Here is a 20,761-nt window from a genome sequence, read left to right as displayed (position 1 = left end):
CTACGGGGTGCGGCCGCCCTGGAGCTTGCGGTACACGCCCACCACCTGGCCCAGAATCATCGTGGACCGGAACTCCGCGCGGCTCACGTAGATGGGCTGCATGGTGGCGTTGGCCGGCTGGAAGCGGATGCGGTCCCCTTCCGGGTAGTAGCGCTTCACCGTGGCCTCGTCCTCGATGAGGGCCACCACGATTTCACCCGGCTGGGCGGACGGCGTCTTCTTCACGAAGAGGTAGTCCCCGTCGTGGATGCCGTCGTCAATCATCGACTGCCCCTTCACGCGCAGGGCGAAGACCTCGCGGCCATTCACACCTCCGAGCAGGAAGCTGTCGATCTTGACGGAGTCCTCCATGTTCTCCTGCGCCAGCAGCGGCGCGCCGGCGGCGACCTTGCCCAGCAGGGGAATCTCCACCATGCCCGAGTCCTTGCGAGCCCCCAGGCCGAGCAGCAACCGCGCGCGCTTGGTGGCCACCAGGGAGCGGCTCTGCTGCTCGCCCCGGTTCAGATAGCCCTTGCGCTCCAGCGCCTTCAGGTGGTCGTTGACGCCGTTCGTCGAGCGGATGTCCATGTGCTCCCCGATTTCGCGAATCGTCGGCGGGAAGCCCCGGGTTTCCGTCTCCTTGACGATGAAGCTGAGAATCTCGCGCTGGCGTTCCGTGAGCTCTTCCATGCGCTCCCTCACTCGTCTGCCGTCCTGCCGGGGAGTCGTTCCCCCCAGGCAACAGGCTTTCAGTGTCACTCTCCCTGAACAGACGTGTAGAGTCAACTCGTCCGGTGTCACCCTGCACACTCGCGGTGTGCCCCGTTCCGTCCTGTTTCCCACTTCTTGAGGTGGGGGGACGAACTCGACGTACACTTCGGCCGCTTTGTCCGAGCTCCGCCACACGCTGCTCTTCGTCGACGACGAGGCCGACGTCCTGGACATCCTCACGCGGATGTTCCAGCGCCGGTACCGCGTCCTCACGGCCCGAAGCGGTTCCGCCGCGCTGGAAATCCTGAGAAAGGAGCCGGTGGACGTCCTCATCACGGACCAGCGGATGCCCGAGATGACGGGCATCGAACTGGTGGCCACCGCGCGCGCGGAGGGCTTCGACGTCACCGCGCTGCTGCTCACGGGGTACACCCACCCGGACGACATCATCGCGGCCATCAACCAGGGGCAGGTGTACCGGTACATCACCAAGCCCTGGGACGTGAACGACCTGCTCATCACCGTGAAGAACGCGGTGGAGTACACGCAGCTGCGCAAGGACAAGGAGCGGCTGATCCGCCAGCTCCACCAGCGCGTGGAGGCGCTCTTCGTCCTGTACGAGGTCAGCCGCGCCAGCGCGAATGATCCGGCCAGCTACGACAACATCATCGACCGCGTGCTCATCGCCGTGGCGCGCGTGCTGCCGTACGACTGCGGCGCGGCGCTCATCGCACCGGACGAGGCGCGGAGCGCGACGCTGCGGCTGCGTTGTCAGGGCATGGTGGGGGAGAAGGCGCTGCTGGGCGTGAAGGAGTCCATGCTCGGTGCGTACCGCAAGAGCAGCGGCCTCCTGCTGCCCGAGGACCGCGTCATCACCCGCGTGGCGGGCACCACCACCCAGGACGCGGCGGCGCCGTCGGTCTACCCCAGCCAGCTCACGGTGAACCTGGTCGCCGGTGGTCGCCCGGTGGGCATGCTGTCGCTGTTCAGCCAGCGGCCGGACGCCTTCTCCGAGGACGACGGCGTGTTGCTGGACGTGCTCGCCAACCAGACGGCGGACGCCATCCAGTCCCTGCGCTCGGCGGAGGAGGAAGCCCGCCATCGCATGGAGCGGATGGTGGAGTCCATGGCCGACGGCGTGGTCCTCACCGACGAGAAGAACGACATCGTGGTGATGAACCCGGCGGCGCGGCGGCTGCTGCACGCGGGGGAGAACCCCGAGGAGCAGACGACGCGGCTGATGGAGGAGCGCCTGGGCTTCCAGCCCTTCCACCTGGTGCGCGGTTGGGAGTACGGCGGCGGGCAGGTGCTGCGCGAGGAGGTGAAGCTCTTCGACCGGCACGTCCAGACGACGGTGACGCCGGTGACGGACGCGCGCAACACGCTGCGTGGCGTGTGCGTGGTGCTGCGCGACATCACCGAGCAGAAGCGGCTGGAGGAGCGCAAGGATGAGTTCGTCTCCATGGTGAGCCACGAGCTGCGTACGCCGCTGACGTCCATCTCCGGCGCGCTGGACCTGGTGCTCAACTTCATGGCCGGCGACATCAACGAGCGGCAGCGCCGCTACCTGTCGCTGGCGCGGGACTCCACGGAGAAGCTCAACGCCATCGTGGACGACCTGCTGGACCTGTCGAAGTTCGCCAAGGGCCGGCTGCGGATGAACTTCGAGGTGTCGTACCTCGACGAGCTCGTCCAGCGGGTGGTGGAGAAGTACGGCCCGGCCTTTGGCGAGAAGCGCGTGCTGGTGAAGCCCGTGCTGCCGCGCCATCCGCTGCGCGTCCTTGCGGACCCGAACCGCTTGGACCAGGTGCTCAACAACCTGCTCAACAACGCAGTGAAGTTCACCCCGGAGGGCGGGGAGGTGCGGGTGGAGATCCACGCCACCTCCAGCCTGCCGGGCTACGTGGTGGTGTCCTGCTGGAACAGCGGAGACCCCATCGCGGAGGAGAGCCTGGAGCGCATCTTCGACCGCTTCGAGCAGGCGCGCACCAAGGCCAACCGCACCGTGCGAGGCACCGGCCTGGGGCTGGCCATCTGCCGCAACATCGTGGAGGCCCACGGAGGCCGCATCTGGTGCGAGCCGTGTACGGACGGCGTGCGCTTCATGGTGGTGCTGCCCACCGAGCCGCCGCCGGAGCTGCGCCGCGGCGACGACGTGGCGGACGCCATCCAGCTCCCGCGCCGGCAGGAGAGCCGCGGCCGGGTGCTCATCATTGATGGCGAGCCCGAGGTGGCCTTCATCGCGAAGGCGCTGATGACCGGGCGTGGCTACGACGTGCGGCTGGCCTTCGACGCGGAAGACGGCCTCGCCGCCGCGCGCCGGTATGCCCCCGACACGGTGATGGTGTCCGTGCGCCTGCCGGACGTGGACGGGCTGCGACTGGCGGAAATCCTCCGGCACGACCCGGAAACGCGCCGCGCGCCGCTGCTGGTGTCCTCCGCCTTCGACGAGCGTCAGCGCGCCTTCCGCGCGGGCGCGGATGCCTTCCTGGTGCGCCCGTTGGCGCCGGACAAGCTGCTGGCCACGGTGGACTCGCTGGTGCGCGGCCGCCAGGGCCCGGCGCACGGCCGCGTGCTGGTGGTGGACGACGATGCGAAGATCGCCGCCATCTGCCGCGAGGTGCTGGAGAACATCGGCTTCGACGTGGCGCTGGCGGGCTCCATCGAGGAGGGACGCCGCTCCCTGCGCGAGCGCCGACCGGACGTCGTGCTGCTGGACGTGACGCTGCCGGACGGAGACGGCTTCGTCTTCCTGGAGGAGATCAAGGCGGAGAGCGCCGGTGGCCACATCTCCGTCATCTTCATCTCCGCCCGCGCGGAGACGTCCTCCAAGGTGCGCGCGCTCAAGCTGGGCGGTGACGACTACCTCACCAAGCCCTTCGACGCGCTGGAGCTGGGCGCTCGTGTGGAGAGCGTGATGCGGCGCAAGGAGCAGGAGCTGTCGGCCTCTCCCACCACGCAGCTCCCGGGCTCCACCGCCATCGAGCGCGAGGTGCAGCGGCGCCTCTCCGCGCGCCGGCCCTTCGCCTTCTGCTACCTGGACCTGGACAACCTCAAGGCCTACAACGACTACTACGGCTTCGCGAAGGCGGACGGCGTGGTGCGCCAGACGGGTGACCTGATGCGCGAGGTGTTCGCGCAGGACGGCGCGCCCGGTGACTTCCTGGGCCACGTGGCCGGTGACGACTTCGTCTTCATCACCTCGCCGGAGTCGGTGGACCGCATCTGCCAGAAGGCCATTGAGACGTTCGACCGCATCATCCCGCTCTATTACGACCGGCAGGACCGGGAGCGCGGCCACATCGAGGCGGAGGACCGCTACGGGGAGAAGCGGCAGTTCCCCATCATGAGCGTGTCCGTGGTGGCGGTGATGACGGACGGAACGCAGGACCATGCGGAGTTGGCGCGGCGCGCCGCGGACATGAAGAAGCGCGCCAAGGCGATTGCGGGCTCCGTCTTCCTGCGCAGTGACCAGGAGCGGGTGGTACGCTCCGTGGCCGGATGAGGCTCTACCAGCAACTCGTCCTGTTCATGCTCGCCGCGACGGTGCTTCCCCTGGCCGCGGTCGGCTTCCTGTTGCTTTCGCGCGCCGAAGCCGAGCTGGCCGCCCGAATCGACGCGGAGCAGCGCGCGCAGGCGGTCGCCACCGCCGAGTCCGTGGGCGCCACCATGATGGAGGTGGTGGACGCGCTGGCCCGCTCGGCGGAGCTCATCGACTGGCAGGCCGCGAGCGACGCGGAGACGCAGGGCGCGCTGCGGCTGCTTTACGGCCAGTCTCCCGCGGTGAGCGCGGTGCTGAAGCTGGACTCGGAGGGCCAGCCACTGGGCGCGCCCGTCTTCCGTGCGCAGGCCATCGACGGGCACCCGGCCTTCTCCCTGGAGTCCCTGGACCGGCTGGTGCGCTCCATTCCCGTGCAGACGCTGCGAGGCGGCGGCAAGGGCCAGGCGGCGCTGGGCAGCGCGTACGTGCACTCGGACGACGGGCGCTCGGCGGTCGCCGTGGCGGTGAAGCTGGCGGAAGGTGAGGGCGCGCCCTTCGCCGTCGCCGAGGTCGTGCTCCATCCGCTGGAGGCGGTGCTGCGCAGGCGCCTGGGCGAAGGGCTGGGACGCATCCACCTGGTGGACGAGGAGCGGCGCGTGCTCGCCAGCACCGCGTCGGAGCGCCGGGGGCAGGCACTGGCGCCGGAGCTGAGCGCGCACCTGCTGGCCCCGGCGCTGCCGCTGACGGCGCTGGTGCGCAGCTTCCGCGTGGAGTCACCGGCCCGGCGGGTCAGCGTGGCGCGCGTCCCCAACGGCATGCGCTTCGACGTGCTGGTGGAAGTGGATGAGTCCACCGCGCTGGCGCCCGTGCATGGCATGCGACGCACCGTGCTGTTGTCCATTGGCGCCACCTTCCTGGTGCTGCTCGGGCTGGGAGCCCTCTTCACGCGCCGCCTCAACGTGCGGCTGGCGGAGGTGGTGCGCGGCGCGGAGGCCTATGGGCGTGGCGAGCTGGACACGCGCTTGAAGGTCTCCGGCCAGGATGAACTGAGCGAGCTGGCCACCACCTTCAACCGCATGGGCGAGGAGCTGGAGGCGGCCCGTGCCCGGATGCTGCGCTGGAACGACGACTTGCGCGTTCGCGTGGAGGAGGCCACCGCGGACCTGAAGGCGGCCCAGGCGCAGTTGGTGGAGGCGCAGAAGCTGGCCGCGGTGGGGCAGCTCGGCGCGGGCGTGGCGCACGAAATCAACAACCCGCTGGCGGGCATCCTCGGCAACGTGCAGCTGCTGATGCTCGACCGAAGCGCCGCCGACCCGGATTTGGAGTCGCTGCGGAAAATCGAGCAGAGCGCCAAGCGCTGCAAGGAAATCACCCAGAACCTGCTGCGCTTCTCCCAGCAGCGCGAGCGCGCGGAGCTGCGGCCGGTGGACTTCAACGCGGTGGTGCGTGACGCGCTCAGCCTCACGGAGCATCAGCTTCGCGGCGATGGCGTGGCGCTCACCAGCGTGCTGGGAGACGGGCTCGCGCGAGTGCGTGCCGACCCGGGGCACTTGTCGCAGGTGGTGCTGGCGCTGGTGTCCAACGCGCGCACCGCGATGCTGAATTCACCCGAGAAGCGGCTCACCCTGCGCACGGGCGAAGTCGGCGGCTTCGGCTTCCTGGAGGTGGAGGACACGGGGAAGGGGATTGCCCCCAACGTCCGCTCCCGCATCTTCGAGCCCTTCTTCACGACGAAGGACGTGTGGTCCAACGTGGGGTTGGGGCTCAGCGTGGCCTGGCGTGTGGTGACGGAAGCGGGCGGGAGCATCGAAGTCCGCTCGGAAGTCGAGCAGGGCAGTTGCTTCACCGTGAAGCTGCCGAAGGCGTGAGGCCCCTTGGGGGGCCTGTGATAGCTAACGAGGCTGCCCATGGCTGATTCCCGCCCATCGCGCCGTCAGGCGCCTTTCTTCATTGGCCTCGTGCTGATTCTCGCGGCGTTGCCAGTGGGGTGGTTCGTCTTCCTGCGCCCGCCACCTCCGCCGCCGCTTCCTCCCGCCGCGCCGCCCGTCGTCGAGGCGCCCGTGGCGCAGAAGCCGCTGGTGCTGGAGCTCACGCAGGTGTCCGGCAAGGTGGAGGTGCAGAACACGGACGGCTCATGGCGCGAGGCCACGGTGGGCATGGCGCTGCGCCGGGATGAGCGCGTGCGCACCGATGACGGTTCGTACGCCATGCTGATTGGCGGCGAGGCGGTGGAAGTGCACATGGACCCGGGCACGGAGATTTCCGTGGACGAGCTGACCGAGTCGCTGTCCCGCATCCTTCTCTCGCGCGGTATGGCCACCGCCGTCGTGCGGCCGGGGCAGCGTCACACCTTCGAGGTGAAGGCGGCGAACGCGGACGCCAAGGCCACGTTGCAGCAGGCCGGTGCCTTCACCATGAGCAACAACGGCGACGGCACCGTGGCGGTGGGGACGCGTGAAGGCGAGGTGACGCTGCTCGGTCAGGGCAAGGTCGTCATCGTCCGCGCGGGACAGCAGGCCGTCGTCCGCCCGGGGCAGGCGCCGTCGGAGCCGTCACCCATCCCCACCAGTCTCCTGCTCAAGGTGGACTGGCCCACCGAGCGCACCCGCCGCGAGCGTGAGCTCGTCGTGCGCGGGCAGACGTCACCGGGCAGCCGCGTGGAGGTGGATGGCGTCAGCGTCAAATCCGATGCGGAGGGAAACTTCCAGCGAAAGGTGGTTCTTCGCGAAGGCCGCAACACCGTCGATGTCCAGGCCTATGGCGTGGGGCGGACGCAACAGAAGGACAGCAAGGACGTCGTCGTCGACACCACGCCGCCACCGCTCAAGACGGATACCGAGAACATCTGGAATCAGCCGCGCGACGAGTGACACAGCAGCCGTGGGTGCGAGCGGGTGTTCGCCTTGACCCACGGCGAGGGGGCTCCCTACACTTCGGGGAGGATTCATTCCTGTTCAAGGGCAATCCCGGGCGAAAGCCCAGGTGCGCAAAGCCGCGGGGCCTGAAGTCCGGCCGGCCGTGACCGCCGTGGGAAGTCAGCACCGGACAAGTTCCGGGCCCACTGCGCCTTGGGCGGGGCATGGGTCTTCATTTCGGAACCCCCGGGAGGTCCTATCCGATGCTGCGGACACTGGCCCTGAGTTGCTGCCTGTCTTCCCCGCTCGCCTTCGCCTCCACACCGGAGCTCCGCACCCTGACGGGCACCCTGCACGTGGTGGCCGGCGGCCCGGGTGACCAGACGGACCCGCACGTCAGCGGACCGCTGGTGGCCTATACGAACGAGTCCCGCGGCACGAGCGAGATTCGCTACCACGACCTGCGGACCTCCGCGGATGCGGCCATCCCCAATGGGGGCGCGTTCGACTTCGTGTCGGACATCTCGGACGGCACCATCGTCTTCACGCGCGTGAGTACGTCGAGCGCCATCTACACGTTCGACGTGGCCGTGGACGCGGCGCCGCGGGAGCTGGCACCGGAGGCGGGCAGCAGCCGGCGCTCCGCGGTGATTGGCGGCCGCACGGTGGCGTGGCAGGACTTCGGCTACACCGGCGTGACGTCGCAGCCGGAGATTGCCGTGTATGACCTGGACCAGGGCACGCTGACCCGGCTCACGGATGACACGTTCCAGGACCGTGCGCCCGCGGTGTCGCCGGATGGCTCGACGGTGGTCTGGGCCAAGTGCGACGAGCAGGGCCTGCGTTGCGACATCTGGCAGGCGCGGCGAAGCGCCTACGGCTTCAGCTCACAGGCGCTGACGGGCAGCGAGGGCGAGGAGTCGCAGCCGGACACCAACGGGGACATCGCCGTCTACGCCAGCACGCGGACCCTCGATGGCGTGACGGACCGGGACATCTACTGGAAGCCCCTGAACGGCGGCACGGAGCAGCGGCTGGCGCTGCCGGGCATGGACGCGAATCCCAGCATCAGCGGCTCGCTGATCGCCTTCGAACGCAGGGACCCGGTGAAGAACGACTTCGACATCGTGCTCTACGACTTGAGCACCGAGACGCTCTACGCCATCACCGAGACGCCGGAGAACGAGAGCCTCACCGACCTGAGCGTGGATGCGGACGGCACGGTGCGCGTGGTGTGGACCGTCTCGGAGAACGGCGACTTCAACGTCCATGCCTTCACCTTCAAGTTGGATGATGAGCCCGGGTGCAAGCTCGCGGCGGTGGACACGCCGTCCCCCGAGGCGGTCTGCGCGCGGCCAGGTACCTGGCCGCTGCTCGCGGCGCTGGAAGTGGCGCGCACCAGTGGCCAGCCCAACGGCGTGGCGCTCGGGTTCGCGGGCACGGGTGAGGGCGTGTTGTGCGTGGACAACGGCTACAACGGCGAGGACTCCACCGCGGGCTGGGTGTGGATCAACGGCCGCGAGCTGGTGGACCCGTCTCGCTTCAAGCAGGGGGTTCCACTGGTGGCCACGCGCGCGCCGCTGGATGGGCACAACTCGCTGGCCGCGCTCATCTCCGGCAAGCCCGGCAGCGCCTTCCGGCTGCGCGTCTATGGTCCCCCCACCGTGTGTCAGCCCGTGGCGGACACCTCCACGGGAGCCCGCGTCATTCCGGGGCGTGCGCTGAAGGCGGTGTCATCTTCGTCCTCGGCGGTGTCGCCGGCGACCTTCGTGCCCGAAGGGCCGGTGCATGACACAGCGCTTCGGGGCTGTAGCACGGGCGGTGGGCCGTTGACGCTTTCCGGGGTGATCCTGTTGCTGGCGTGCTGGCTGCGCCCGAGCGCGCGGATGCGGAAGGCGCTTCGGCACAGCCACCGTGCCCTGTAGACTGACGCGGCCCTGAACCGGTTTCTCCTCTTCGGATTGTTGCTGCTGTGTGCCCCGGCCTGGGCGGACACGCTCGAGATACTCGGGCCGTCGTCCGCCGTGGCGCCGGATGGATTCCCCGTGGCGCTCGTCCGCAAGGATTCGGCGGGCCGTCCGGTTCCGATGGGAAAGCCTTCGGTGCAGGCAGACGGCGCGGAGCTGCGAGAGGACACCACGGAGCCGCCGCTGCGCACGTTCGTGGTGACGCCGCGTCCGGGCGCGCGTGACGTCGTGGTCCGCGCGAGCGTGGATGGACTGTCGGCCCAGGCGCGCTACGTGCTGGGGCCACCAGCCGCCGAGGTACGGCTGGCGCTGGAGCCGCCCGCACCCGTGAAGGGCAAGGACACGGAAGCGCGGCTCACCGTCCAGTTGGTCCGGCCGGATGGCACCGCGGATGACAGCGGCGCGCCGCCCGTGGTGCGGGTGAGCGTGGGCCGCGTGGAAGGGCTGGAGCGGACGGGGCCGGGTACGTATCGCGCGCGCTACGTCCTGCCGGACACGCGTTACCCCGAAGTGGCCATCCTGGTGGCCTTCTCCGCGTGGCCCAGTCCTCAGTCGGTGCATGGGGCTTACGGGCGCGTGCTCGTTCCGCTGGCCGCGTCCGTGAATCTGCCGGGAACGACGGAGCCCGACGCGGAGATTGCCATCGACATCGCGGGCCAGACGTTCGGTCCGGCGGTGGCCGGGCATGACGGCCGCTTCCGGGTGCCCATCATCGTGCCGCCCGGACATCGCATCGGGCAGGGGCGGGTGGTGGACAAGGTGGGCAACGTGCGGCGGATGCCCATCGACCTGAGGCTGCCGCCCACGGATGGCCTGGCCTGTGTGCTCCAGCCGCAGCGGCTCCCCTCGGACGGCGTGTCCCAGGCCCGGCTGGTCTGCGCGACGAGTGATGCCATGGGCCAGCCCGTGGGCGATGCGCGCGTCACGACGCAGGTCCGCCACGGCACCTTGCGCGGCCCCACGCGCGCGCCGGGAGGATTGCTGGAGTGGCGTTACACCGCGCCGCGGAAGTTGGTGAACGACGAGCGCATCGAGGTTGCGTGGCCTCAGCGCGGGCCCGGCTCGCGCGAGTCTCCGGCGCTGGAGTTGGTGCAGGGGCCCGTCGCGACGACCCGCCTCGAAGTGGGTGAATCGCTGGTGCACCACGGGGCTCGCACGCGTGTGGAGGTGACGGCGCGGGATGCCTTCGACCGTCCCCGGCCGGGTGCGACGGTGGAGCTGAGCGCGCCGGTGGGAACCTTCGCTCCGACGGAGGAGCGACAGCCGGGGACCTTCATCAGCGCCTGGGCTCCGCCGGCCACGGGTGCGGCGACGGAAGTGGACCTGCGTGCGCGTGCGTGGGGGCCTTCGGGCAATGAGCCGGCGCGCATCACCGTGTGGCGGGCCGCGGGCGAGCTGTACGCGGGCGTGTCCGACCTGGCGGGTCTGCCGGTGCCGGGCCAGCCGCTGCGTGTGGATGGCCGCGAGGTGACGACGGGCACGGACGGCACGGTGCGCCTGGGGCCCGCGCGCGCGGGAACGCTGGAGATTTCGCACGGCGTGTGGACGGGCCTGACGCGGACGGTTCACGTGTTGGGCCCGGATGGGCCTGTGTTTCCGTTGGAGCGCCCGTTGGTGTCGTCCGCCGCGTCCCAACGCGTGCGACTGGCACCTGAGATTCCGGTGAACGTGCGGCTCGAGGTGAGCGGGGCTCGGGTGACGTACTGGGTGGAGGATGCAAACGGGCAGGTGCTGACGGGGCGCGAGGTGTTCGTCTCGCTGACGGGTGGTCAGCGAGCCGATGAGCGGGTGGAGGAGGGGCGCACCTCCTTCACCGTGCGAGCGCCGGGACCGGTGAGTGTCTCCGTCGCGGATGTCGCCACGGGCGTCACGGCGTTGGCCGAGGTGCGCCCATGATGCGAATGTTGGCCTGCCTGTTCTCCGCCGCGATGCTGGTGCCGCTGAGCACCTGGGCGCAGGCGCTGTCGCAGGACACTCCGTCGCAGGCCTCCACCATCGCGGGCCGGGTGTGCCAGGACGTGGACGGTGATGGGCTGTGCGGCGCGGATGAGCCGGGCCTGCCCGACGTGCGGTTGGTGCTCACCACCGGCCGCGATGTCCGCACGGACGCGCGGGGCCGCTTCCACATCACCGGCGTCGATGCCCGCGTGCCGGATTCGGTGGGGGGGCTGCACCTGCGGCCAGGGCGTCAGCGGTTGAAGGTGGACACGCGCTCGTTGCCGGTCTCCAGCCGGGTCAGCCCGGAGGCGGCGACGGTCGAGGTCCCCTGGGGCGCCGTCGTCCTCCAGGACTTCGCCGTGCGCAGCGTCGCGGTGGAAGCCGCGCCCGTGCAGCTCTCCTTCACCAAGACACCGCCCATGGCGGAAGTCGCGCCAGGGCAGGGCGTCGTGCGCTTCCGTGTCGCAGGACAAGCCTCCGCAGGCGACGCCGTCACCGTGTCAGGGGTGGCAGCCCAGGTGGACGAGAAGGGCGCATGGCAGGCGCAGGTGCCGCTCGTCGCGGGAGAGAACCCGCTGTCCATCACCGCCACGGGGGCCCAGGGCACGGTGCGCCTGTACCGCCAGCGCGTGGACGTGGTGCCGCGTGACGGCGGCTGGTTGGTGGCCCCCAGGCCGATGCTGCCCCTCGCCACGCTCCAGTTGCCCGCGGGCAGTGACGCGCCCGCGGCCAGTGGCGCCTCCCGCGTGCAGGTCGAGGCGCCCGTGGGGACGCGCGTCCGCACGCCCGAGGGCGAAGTCGTGGTGGGGCCCGAAGGCCGTGTGGATGTCCCGGTGGTGTTGTCCCCGGGGCGCAACCAGGTGTCCGTGCGGCTGTCGCCGCCGGATGCTCCGCCTCGTGACGAGACGCTGGAGATTGTCGCCGCGGTACGTCCCTTCGCCGTGGGCCTGCTGGACCTGGAGGCCACCTATGCGCCGCGAAATGGCGACGTGCAGTTGCGGGGACGCGGCTCTGCTCACGCGGAGCTCCGGCTGGGTGCGGTGGACCTGGTGGGCGAGCTGGACCTGCGCGACACGGATGGCCGCACGTTGAACGGTGCCAGCCTGCCGGACTGGCTCCGCCCGCGCATGCCGGAGCGCTTCGACCGCGCCGCCGACCCGGACCTCGCGCCCGCGGAGTGGGGTGACGACTCGGTGTCACTGACGCCCAATGCCTCGGAGGCACGTCTTCGGTTTGAGGCGCGCCACGCGGAGCACGGCCGCGCGGGCCTGGGCACCTACCGCGCGCAGCTTCACGACCGTGAAGTGGGCCGTTATCACCGTCCGCTTTTCGGCCCCTACGCGGAGGTTCATGCCGGCGAGGAGGCGGCGCGCGTGGGCGTGAAGGCGTTTGGCGGGAGCCTGACGGACCCGGTGCGGCAGGTGTCCGCGGTGCCCGCGCACGAAGAGCTGCGCGCCACGGGCGGAAGCCTCTACTACCTGGGCGCGGCCTCGGTGGCGGAGGGCTCCGAGTTGGTGCGCGTGGAGCTGCGGGACGGCGTCACCGGCCTGCCGCTGGGCGAGCGGCACCTCATTCGCGGCATCGACTACGACATCGACTACTTCGCCGGCCGCATCCTCCTGGCGCGTCCGCTCTCCTTCCTCGCGGGCGAAGCCTGGCTGCGGACCAGCGCGCCCACGGAGTCACCCGAGCCGGTGCTGGTGGTGGACTACGCCGCGCTGCGCACCGCGGACGCGGGCGACACAGCGGGCGGTGAGGTGTGGGGCGAGTGGCGCGGCTCGCGGGTGGGACTGGGCGCGGTACGCGAGGGCCGGGAGGGACGGCCGTACACGCTCTACACGGGACGCGCGAGCACGGCGCTCGGTGGTTACCGCATGGCGGCGGAAGTCGCGTCCAGCCGTGGCACCGCCGTGGATGCTTCGTTCTTCGGCGTCTCGGATGACGGTGGCCTCAGCTTCATCCGTCCCCGGCAGGACGTGGGCACCGGCGCGGAGGCCCTGAGTCTCCAGCTCTCAGGCCCCGGGCTTCACGGCGAGGGCACGGTGAACGCGGCGTTCCGCCTGCGCGGGCGGGGCTTCTCCGATGGCGCACACACCGACGCAGCGCGCTTCCGGCAGTCGTCAATCCGTGTGAGCCAGCCGCTGGGCCGGCTCCGGTTGACGTTGCTGGCGGACGAGCGGAGCTCGGCCGATCCGCGTGAGCCGTTCGTGGACAGCCCGTTCTCCGCTCGCGTCCTGGCCGCGGGTGTGGGGTGGGAAGAGGCACGGTGGGGCGTGCGTGCGGAGGTCCGTGACTCGCGGTTGAACGCGGCGCGGGTGGCGGGCGTGGGGCCCACGCTCTTCGGCGGTCGCACCTCCGCGGGCGTGGCGGGCTCGCTGCGGGTGTTCGAGCGGCTTCAGCTTCGCGCAGCGCACCGTCAGGCCCTGGCCCTGCATGGCGAAGGGCCCGGACGCTTCGATGACACCTTCACGTCCGCGGGCGTGGATGTCGAGGTGGACCGGACCACGCGCGCTGGGGTGTTCGGAGGCTGGGGACCGGAGCTGGGCCCCCGGGCGTGGGCCAACGTCGAGTCGCGGCGGGGGCAGGACGTGTTCTACGGCGGTTACTCCGTCGACGTGGACGGCCCTGACTTCGGCGCGGGACGGACGCTGACGGGCGCCCGCACGGAGCTGCCGGAGAGTGGCACCGCGCTCTTCGTGGAGGATGTGGGCTCGCACGACGCGACGGCCGTGCGGCTGGCTCGCGCCGTGGGCTTCCAGCAGCAGGTGACGGGCGGTTTCAGCGTGGGCGCGCGCTACGAGCGCGGCGTGCGCAGCCTGTTGGACGTGGACAGCCCACTGCGGCGCGAGGCGGGCGGTGTCTTCGGGCAGCTCGTCCTGGCGCGCTTGCGGCTGGACGGGCGTGTGGAGCTTCGCCGGGAGGAGGGCACGCCGGAGCGAGGCGCGGCCACCGCGGTGGACCGTCTGCAAGCGGTGGTGGCGCTGGCCGCGCAGGCGCAGTTGCTGGAGGACGTGACGGCCTCCGGGCGGGTGGACTTCGCGCGCACCGTCAACGCGGACGTGCTGGAGACGCGGCTGGTGGAAGGCTACGCCGCGGTGGCGTGGCGGCCGGGGCCCTGGCTGGTGGTGGCGCGTTACGGCATCACCCGCGAGCTGTTGCCCGGCGTCCGGTCCGCCTTCGGAGACCGGGCCTTACAGACCCTCTCTCTCTTGCCAGCGGTGCGCCTGGGCGACCGGCTCTCCGTGGCGGCGGGCCTGCATGCGGGGCACACCCGGGCGGAGGACTCGGGGCGTTGGGTGTGGACGGGCACCCTCCGTCCCGCGGTGCGAATCGTGGGCGGTCTGGAGCTGGGGGCAGAGCTGGCACGGCGGACGGCGTCTCCCGAGGGCGAGCGGCTGACCGCGCTCCGTGCGGAAGTCGCCTATCGGGTCGATGAACGGCTGCGCTTGGCCACCGGGTACACACTCCTGGGCTTCAGCGGCTTGGGTTTGTCCCCCGACTCGTCGGACAATCAGGACCGGCTCTACCTGCGAGCCGAAGTGGCCTACTAGGAGCAATCCGTGCGTCCCCTCGTCATCATCAGCCTCTGCCTGGGTGTTGCCACCGCGGCACGCGCCGACTGGGACGTGAATGAGGTGCCGGGCATCGCCCGCAGTGTGGACGTCTTCGCTCCGGGCAGCTACTCGGTGAGCACCTCGACGCAGACGGAGCTGTTCGAGAACGGCATCCAGTCCGCCGTCTTCCTGCACAGCGACGTCTTCGGCACGTTCTTGTCTCCGATGGGCTGCTTCGCCGTCGTCGTGCGCCCGGGTGACGTCATCAGTCACCAGAACTGCCGTGCGGCTGGAAACATCATCCCCCCGGACCCGGTGAACACCGTGGTGGGTATCCGGCGGGTGAAGCACACCCCGTCTGGTACGGGCTATGCCGCGGTGGCCCTCTCTGACGGTGGACTCTCACTGCTGACGGCGTCAGCGGGGCTCGCAGGCCCCACGCCCTGGACGTTGCTGAGCGCCGGCGCGGGCCTCCTGTCCTCCACGGACGTGCTGGGCGTGGTGGAGACTTCGGATGGCGCGCCCCATGCGCTCTTCAGTGTCACCGGTGTCACCCGGACGGAGTTCCTCTGGTACACGCGGGACAGGCGTCAGGCGCAGATGGTCGTGCCGTCGCACCTGACCAGCGAGGCTCCGCTCACGGTGGACCTCTTCGCCGGAAGCGGACCGCATCCCATCGCGTTGTTCGGCAATTCGGACGGCCTGTTCCGCGGACAGTTGGACCCGGCCGGGACGACCTTCTCCGCCGTGATGTTGCCCGACGGCATGAGCGACGTCAGCATCACCTCGGTGGACGTGAACACGGGCAACGGCAGCGTCCATGGCGAAGGCTTTGGCCTCGCGGTGGGCGTGGATCCCAGCGGGGAGCCCGTGGTGCTGGGGGCCGTGCCCGCGAGCAGCGCGGACAACGCGGGGACTCAGTGGCGGGTCCACCCGGTCTTCGAGGGCTCGGCGCTTCCGGGCGCTGCGCAGGCGACGCCGCTCGAGGTGTCGTGCATCGGCTCCTCGTTCTGCCTGTTCATCCTGGACCAGCCGAGCTTCAACGTCGTGACGTACTTCAACGCCAACGCCCCCGTGCTGGACGTGGGGCCCTCGCCCATCGTGGTGAACGAAACGGGGACGGCGACGGCTCGGTTCTCCGCCACCGACGCCGACTCCGATGCGGTGCGCGTGTCGGTGGATGCATCGTCAACGCCGGGCGCCGACCTGGTTGGCGTCAACATCGTGGAGCACCCCGACCAGCTCGACGTAACGCTCGTTCCGCAGCGGCCCGTCTGCAAGGACGAAGAGGGGCTCCTGCGGGTCTACGCCTCGGACGGGCTCGCGTCCCACGACGTGCAGGCCACGGTGGCCTACCGGGTGGTGAACACCGAAGGGCCCGAGCGGCCCACGGTGTTGCCCTCACGGGAGTCGACCACCGCGTCGGGCGCGTCGCGGGTGTTCACCGCGCAGCCGGCGAGCGAGGCCTGTCCGGCGGTGCGCTACGTCTGGTCTCCCGTCTCAGGACAGTCGGGCGCACCGCTGCTCTCCACCGATGGCGGCGCCCAGGCGACCTTCACGCCGCCGGAGGTGCTGTGCCAGGAGTCGGGTACCAGCTACGCGTACGAGGTCCGTGGCGTGGATGAAGGCGGCCTGACGTCCAGCGCCGCCGCCATCTTCACCGTGGACGTCGCGCCCTGGGGCCGGCCGCTGGTGCCCTTCGCCTCGGGCTGGGAGCGGACGCTCACGTCGGGCCCAGGGGCCAGCGTGGACGTGGTCCCCGATGCGCTGCACACCTGCGAGGGGACGTCCGGATTGCCGACCGTGGACACGGAGTGGCGGCTGAGCGCTTCCGGTTCGGGCATTCCCGACGGTGTCACCGTGAGGACCGCGGACGGAACGGCCGTCACGTTGCACTCGCCGGTGTCGAGTGAGCGCCTGCGTGTCGAGGCCGCGGAGTGCGCGCACGGGACGCTGGCCCTCACCGCCAGGAATCGCATTCCCGTTACCGGCGGTGGCACGCAGGACAGCGCTGACGCCGAGCTCCGCGTTCGGGTGGAACCTTCCCTGGAGGACGTGGCCACGGGCAGCCTGGAGCTGGGCGTGGTGCCGTCGGGCGAAGGGGACGTGGACATCGCCCTGGACACGTCGCTGAACTGCGTGGACGCGCGCACGCTGAAGGCGCGGATGTTCCTGGAGACCCTGGGCGGCGAGGCACTGGATTCAGCGGTGGTGCCGGTACCCGGGACGTGGCGCCCCGCGCTCCCGCGCTCCTGCACCCTCGAGTCCTACCGCGTGCGCGGCGAGCTCTTCGACGACAGTGAGGGGCCGGTGCGAGAGGGCGGGCGTGCCCAGGTGGAGATTCCCAACCAGCCCCTGCCGGCGCGGCTGGGAGCGCTTGAAGCCGGGGCCCTGGTGGCACGCTGTGGCGAAGGCGCGAGCGCCACCCTGACGCAGACGATTCCGGCCAATGCCTGCGGCGACGTGGCCATCTCCTGGTCCCAGGTGGCGGGGCCCGCGCTGTCAGAGGTCTCCCTGGCGGGCCCGAGCGTCACGGTGAGCACGCAAGAGACAGGGCTGGAGGCGCTGGTGGGCCAGGCCATCACCCTGCGCGTCCTCGCCGACGCGGGTGGCAGCAACACCGCGACCACGGATTACGTGCTGCCGATTACCTCCGAGCGCTTCGTGGACGTGCGTCACGCGATGGAGTCGCCCACGGCATCGGAGAAGGGGCTGGTGGGCGTGGTGGTGGAGCTGCGCAACACCTCCGAGTGCGAGGTCGGCGGCCTCCACTACCTGGAAAACGTGGACGGGCTGGAGTGGGTGCCCGGCAGCGTGAAGCTGGACGGCGTCGCGGTGGAGGCGCGGGCGGCGGACGGTGGCTTCCGGGTGGAGGACATCCGGCTGCCCGCGCAGGGCACGCAGACGCTGACGTACGTGGGCCGCTCGCCGCTGCTGTCCACGCCGCGGCTGGGCGGGGAGATGACCCTCAACGGCGTGCCTGTTTCGGGGGATGCCGCGGTGCCGCCTCCGACGTCGGGATGCGGCTGCTCGGGAGGGGGTTCGGGCGCGGCCGTCTTCGGGCTGGCGGCGCTGGCGCGGGTGCTGCGCCGCCGGAAGTAGGGCGGTGGTTACAGCCCGAAGCTGATGCGGTGACGGCGGCTCGGCGTGTCGGGCCGCTCCTCCAGTACACCGAGGAGCTCCAGTCCCCGCAGCGTGGCCAGCGTCTGCCGCTCCGGCAGGTCGGTGAGGGCGAGCAGGTCCTCCACCGTCTTGCTGCCGTCCGCATACGCCAGCACCAGGGCCTGGGCCCCTTCGAGCTTCAGCTCGTGCAGGCCATAGGGCGCATCGGCGGTGGGGAACAGCCGGCGCGAGCGCGGCATGTGCCGACGCAGCGTCACCAGCGTCTCCGTCTTCGCCACGCCCTCCAGCACCAGGTCACCGGGGAAGACGGACAGCTTCACCAGGTCCGTGCGGCGGGGGCGCATGGCACTGAAGCCGTAGCCGCCTTCCTTCCACGTGAAGGTGGACCAGATGATCTCCTTCACCTGCTCCACCAGCAGTTGCTCTCGTTGGGCCGCGTCCATCAAGCCCATGCGCAGCATGGCCTCGCCGGTGCGCAGGCCGTGCTCCTTCGCGAAGGCGGCGACCTCGGCGAGCCGGGCCTCGGGCAGCACGCCCTGGCGGATGCAGAAGCGGCCGAAGCGCTCGGCGGCGAGGTTGGACGCGGCGTATACGACGCGACCAGACTCGAAGTAGACGACCTTGAGCACCTGGCCCTGCTGAAGCTTCAGCTCGCCGTGGTGGCGGGCCTCGTAATAGGCGTTGAGCAGCCGCGCGACGGTGGCGTCCTCCAGGACGCCGCCCAGGGACCAGTCGGGCAGCGCGCGCTTGGGCGGCGGCGGAGTCGAAGGCGCGGTGCTTTCGCTCCAGACCTGCTCGCGCCTGCCAAAGGGCAGGGGGAGGGCGTGCTCCGTGTCCGCGGGCTCTGGCAACGGGTCGGTACTGGGGACGACCTGCAGGGGCTCGGCGGCGTCGCTGGGCTCAGGGGGGAACTCTTCCAGCACGATGAGGTCCTCGGTATCGAGCAGCTCGTCCAGCAGCACGCTCTCCGCGATGGGCGGGGGAGCGCGGGGTTGAGGTGCAACGCCACCGGCCTGCTCCAGGGCCTCCATGACGGTGATGAGCTCGAACGGCTTCTCGAAGAAGCTCCGGGCGCCGTGGACCTGCACGGCCTCCTGGGCGAAACGGTCCCCTTTGTACACACCGCTGACGGCGATGGCGGGGATGCCATGGGCACGCAGCGCGGCCAGCACCTCGCTGCCCCGGATGTCCGGGAGCAGGAGGTCCACCAGGGCCGCGTCCCAGTGTTGTCCGGGGCCGAGCGTCTCCAGCGCGGCCTCTCCAGTGGCCGCGGCTTTCGCGTCGTGTCCCCGGCTTTGCGCCAGGGCGACGATGAGGGAGGCCAGCTCGTGGTTGTCTTCGACGATGAGCAGTCGCGCCATGGGCGCGCAGACCATAGCATCCGCGTCATGGACGTTCAGGGCTTCCACCACGTGGCCATCCAGGCGCGGGACATCGAGTGTGTCACCGGCTTCTACAGAGACCTGCTGGGCTTTCCGGAGTTGACCCGTCATCTCCGCCCGGACGGCTCCTTGCGGAGCATCTGGGTGGGCGTGCCTGGGGGCGGCTTCCTGGCCATCGAGGCGGCGGGCGGCGAGCCCGTCTCCACGCCGTTCCGCCACGAGGCGCCGGGCCTCCTGATGCTGGCGTTCCGGATTCCGAAGGCCGCTCGGGCGGGCGTGGTCGACACCTTCACCCGCGCGGGTGTGCCGCTGGAGCATGAGACGCGGTGGTCGGTGTACGTCCGGGACCCCGAAGGCAACCGCGTGGCGCTCAGTCATCACCCGGAGGACTAGACGCACCGTCCCACGGGTGCGGGTGTGCTTGCGGAGCGGGACGGGGCACGGCTACAAGCGGCCCCATGCGCCTGGGTGAGCAGCTCCTGAAGGATGGTCTCGTCACCGCCGAGGGACTCGAGGAAGCGCTCGAGGCCCAGGTGGTGCATGGCGGGCGGCTGGGAACGAACCTGGTGGAGCTGGGCCTGCTGTCGGAGGTGGACCTGGCGAAGGCGCTGGGCAAGGTCCACAACAGCGCGTTCGCGTCCGGGGAGATGGTTCCGGATCCCAAGGCGATGGAGCTGGTCTCCTCGAACCATGCGGACGACAAGGAGTACCTGCCCATGCGGGTGGACGCGACGCGGCTGAGCATCGCCGTCGTGAACCCGCACGACTTCTCGACGCTGGACGCGATTGCCTTCAAGACGGGCAAGCGCGTGGTGCCGGTGGTCATCCCCGAGTTCCGGATGAACCAACTGCTGCGCCGTTACTGCAAGGCGTTCCGGCCGCTGCGCGCCATCGACATGAACGCGGTGCGTCCGCGTCCCTCGGCGGGCTCGCAGGCCGAGCTGGCCAAGGCCGCGGAGACGCCGCCAGACTTGATGAGCGAGGAGGAGTTCCAGTCCGTCTACGCCTCCGCCTTGCGCGGTGGCGCCGACTATGACGGGGACATGGGCGAGGAGGAGATCATCACCGGCGTGGAGGTGCTGGAGGCCGCGCCCGAGCCTCCGCCCGCGACTGTCCGGCCGCAGGTGCCCGTGGCTCCGCCGCCGCCACCTCAGGCCGTCGCTGTCCCACCGCAGAGGGTTCAGCCGCCCGTGCCGCCCCCGGCGCCCGAGCTGGGCGGTACGCCACCGCCTGTGCAGGTGCCGCGCGCGCCGGAGCCGCCGCCGACGCCGCTGACCTTCGCGGAAGCGCAGGCGGAGCTGGCGCGCAGCTCGGACCGCGAGGACGTGGCGCGCACGGTGCTGCGCTTCGCGCTGGGCAAGTGGAAGCGGAACCTGCTGCTGTCGGTGCAGGGCAGCCTCGTGACGGGCTGGCACGGCATGGGGGTGGGGGTTCGCGACGCGGTGGTGCGCCGTATCGGCGTGCCGCTTCGGGAGCAGAGCACCTTCCGGCTCGTGCGGGACACGCGCTCGCACTACATCGGGCCCGTCCGCCGTGATGCGGCCATGGGCGTGTTCTACAAGCTGCTGGGGGACGGGTTCCCGAAGACGGCCGTCATCCTCCCGCTGCTGGTGCGCGGCAAGGTCGTGCACCTGCTCTACGTGGACAACGGCCCGGACCAGCTCACTCCGCCCGACGTGGGCGAGCTGCTCATCCTCTCGCAGAGCGTGGGCCGCTCGTACGAGGCGATGATGCGGCGCCGCAAGAGCGCGTAGGACGTCGCGCGCTCGCG

General features: G+C 70.6%; 11 protein-coding genes. 9 read left to right on the top strand and 2 right to left on the bottom strand.

Annotation, left to right across the window (positions count from 1 at the left end):
• The gene (gene lexA / locus FL344_RS17100; RefSeq protein ID WP_011554445.1) at nt 1–669 is read right to left on the bottom strand and encodes a transcriptional repressor LexA; all 669 of its coding nucleotides are present in this window, start codon (nt 667–669) and stop codon (nt 1–3) included.
• A gap of 196 nt (nt 670–865) precedes the next feature.
• Here lexA and FL344_RS17095 point away from each other — a divergent pair, with 196 nt between their 5' ends.
• The 7 genes from FL344_RS17095 (at nt 866) to FL344_RS17065 (ending at nt 17,587) form a co-directional block, all read left to right on the top strand.
• On the top strand, nt 866–4,195 hold the full coding sequence (locus FL344_RS17095) for a response regulator (protein ID WP_141592119.1): 3,330 nt from the start codon (nt 866–868) through the stop codon (nt 4,193–4,195).
• The gene (locus FL344_RS17090) at nt 4,192–6,039 is read left to right on the top strand and encodes a sensor histidine kinase (RefSeq protein ID WP_141619281.1); all 1,848 of its coding nucleotides are present in this window, start codon (nt 4,192–4,194) and stop codon (nt 6,037–6,039) included. Before FL344_RS17095 ends, FL344_RS17090 begins: the two co-directional genes overlap by 4 nt.
• 39 nt (nt 6,040–6,078) lie before the next feature.
• Nucleotides 6,079–7,041 (top strand): FecR domain-containing protein, encoded by a 963-nt coding sequence (locus FL344_RS17085; protein WP_141592121.1) that lies wholly within the window; start codon nt 6,079–6,081, stop codon nt 7,039–7,041.
• Nucleotides 7,042–7,289: 248 nt separating this feature from the next.
• Nucleotides 7,290–8,951, top strand: coding sequence for a hypothetical protein (locus FL344_RS17080; protein WP_228565123.1), 1,662 nt, complete (start codon nt 7,290–7,292; stop codon nt 8,949–8,951).
• 36 nt (nt 8,952–8,987) lie between these two features.
• Nucleotides 8,988–10,889: a hypothetical protein gene (locus FL344_RS17075; RefSeq protein WP_141619280.1), complete on the top strand. Its 1,902-nt coding sequence runs from the start codon at nt 8,988–8,990 to the stop codon at nt 10,887–10,889.
• Nucleotides 10,886–14,482 (top strand): flagellar motor protein, encoded by a 3,597-nt coding sequence (locus FL344_RS17070; RefSeq protein WP_141619279.1) that lies wholly within the window; start codon nt 10,886–10,888, stop codon nt 14,480–14,482. The genes FL344_RS17075 and FL344_RS17070 overlap by 4 nt, the downstream gene beginning before the upstream one ends.
• A 9-nt stretch (nt 14,483–14,491) precedes the next feature.
• Nucleotides 14,492–17,587, top strand: coding sequence for an MYXO-CTERM sorting domain-containing protein (locus tag FL344_RS17065; protein ID WP_141619278.1), 3,096 nt, complete (start codon nt 14,492–14,494; stop codon nt 17,585–17,587).
• Nucleotides 17,588–17,595: 8 nt separating this feature from the next.
• Here the strand turns inward: FL344_RS17065 and FL344_RS17060 are convergent, their stop codons facing one another.
• Complete coding sequence (locus FL344_RS17060; RefSeq protein WP_141619293.1) at nt 17,596–18,984, bottom strand: response regulator; 1,389 nt, start codon at nt 18,982–18,984, stop codon at nt 17,596–17,598.
• Between the two features lie 12 nt (nt 18,985–18,996).
• Here FL344_RS17060 and FL344_RS17055 point away from each other — a divergent pair, with 12 nt between their 5' ends.
• Both FL344_RS17055 and FL344_RS17050 read left to right on the top strand, forming a co-directional pair.
• Nucleotides 18,997–19,383, top strand: coding sequence for a VOC family protein (locus FL344_RS17055; protein ID WP_141592125.1), 387 nt, complete (start codon nt 18,997–18,999; stop codon nt 19,381–19,383).
• 65 nt (nt 19,384–19,448) lie between these two features.
• Complete coding sequence (locus FL344_RS17050; protein ID WP_141619277.1) at nt 19,449–20,744, top strand: general secretion pathway protein GspE; 1,296 nt, start codon at nt 19,449–19,451, stop codon at nt 20,742–20,744.
• The last annotated feature ends 17 nt before the right edge of the window (nt 20,745–20,761 follow it).

The sequence above is a fragment of the Myxococcus sp. AB036A genome (assembly GCF_006547355.1).
GTDB lineage: Bacteria > Myxococcota > Myxococcia > Myxococcales > Myxococcaceae > Myxococcus > Myxococcus virescens.
The sequence above is the reverse complement of the archived record's forward strand: the minus strand, read 5'-3'. Positions and strand labels throughout refer to the sequence as shown.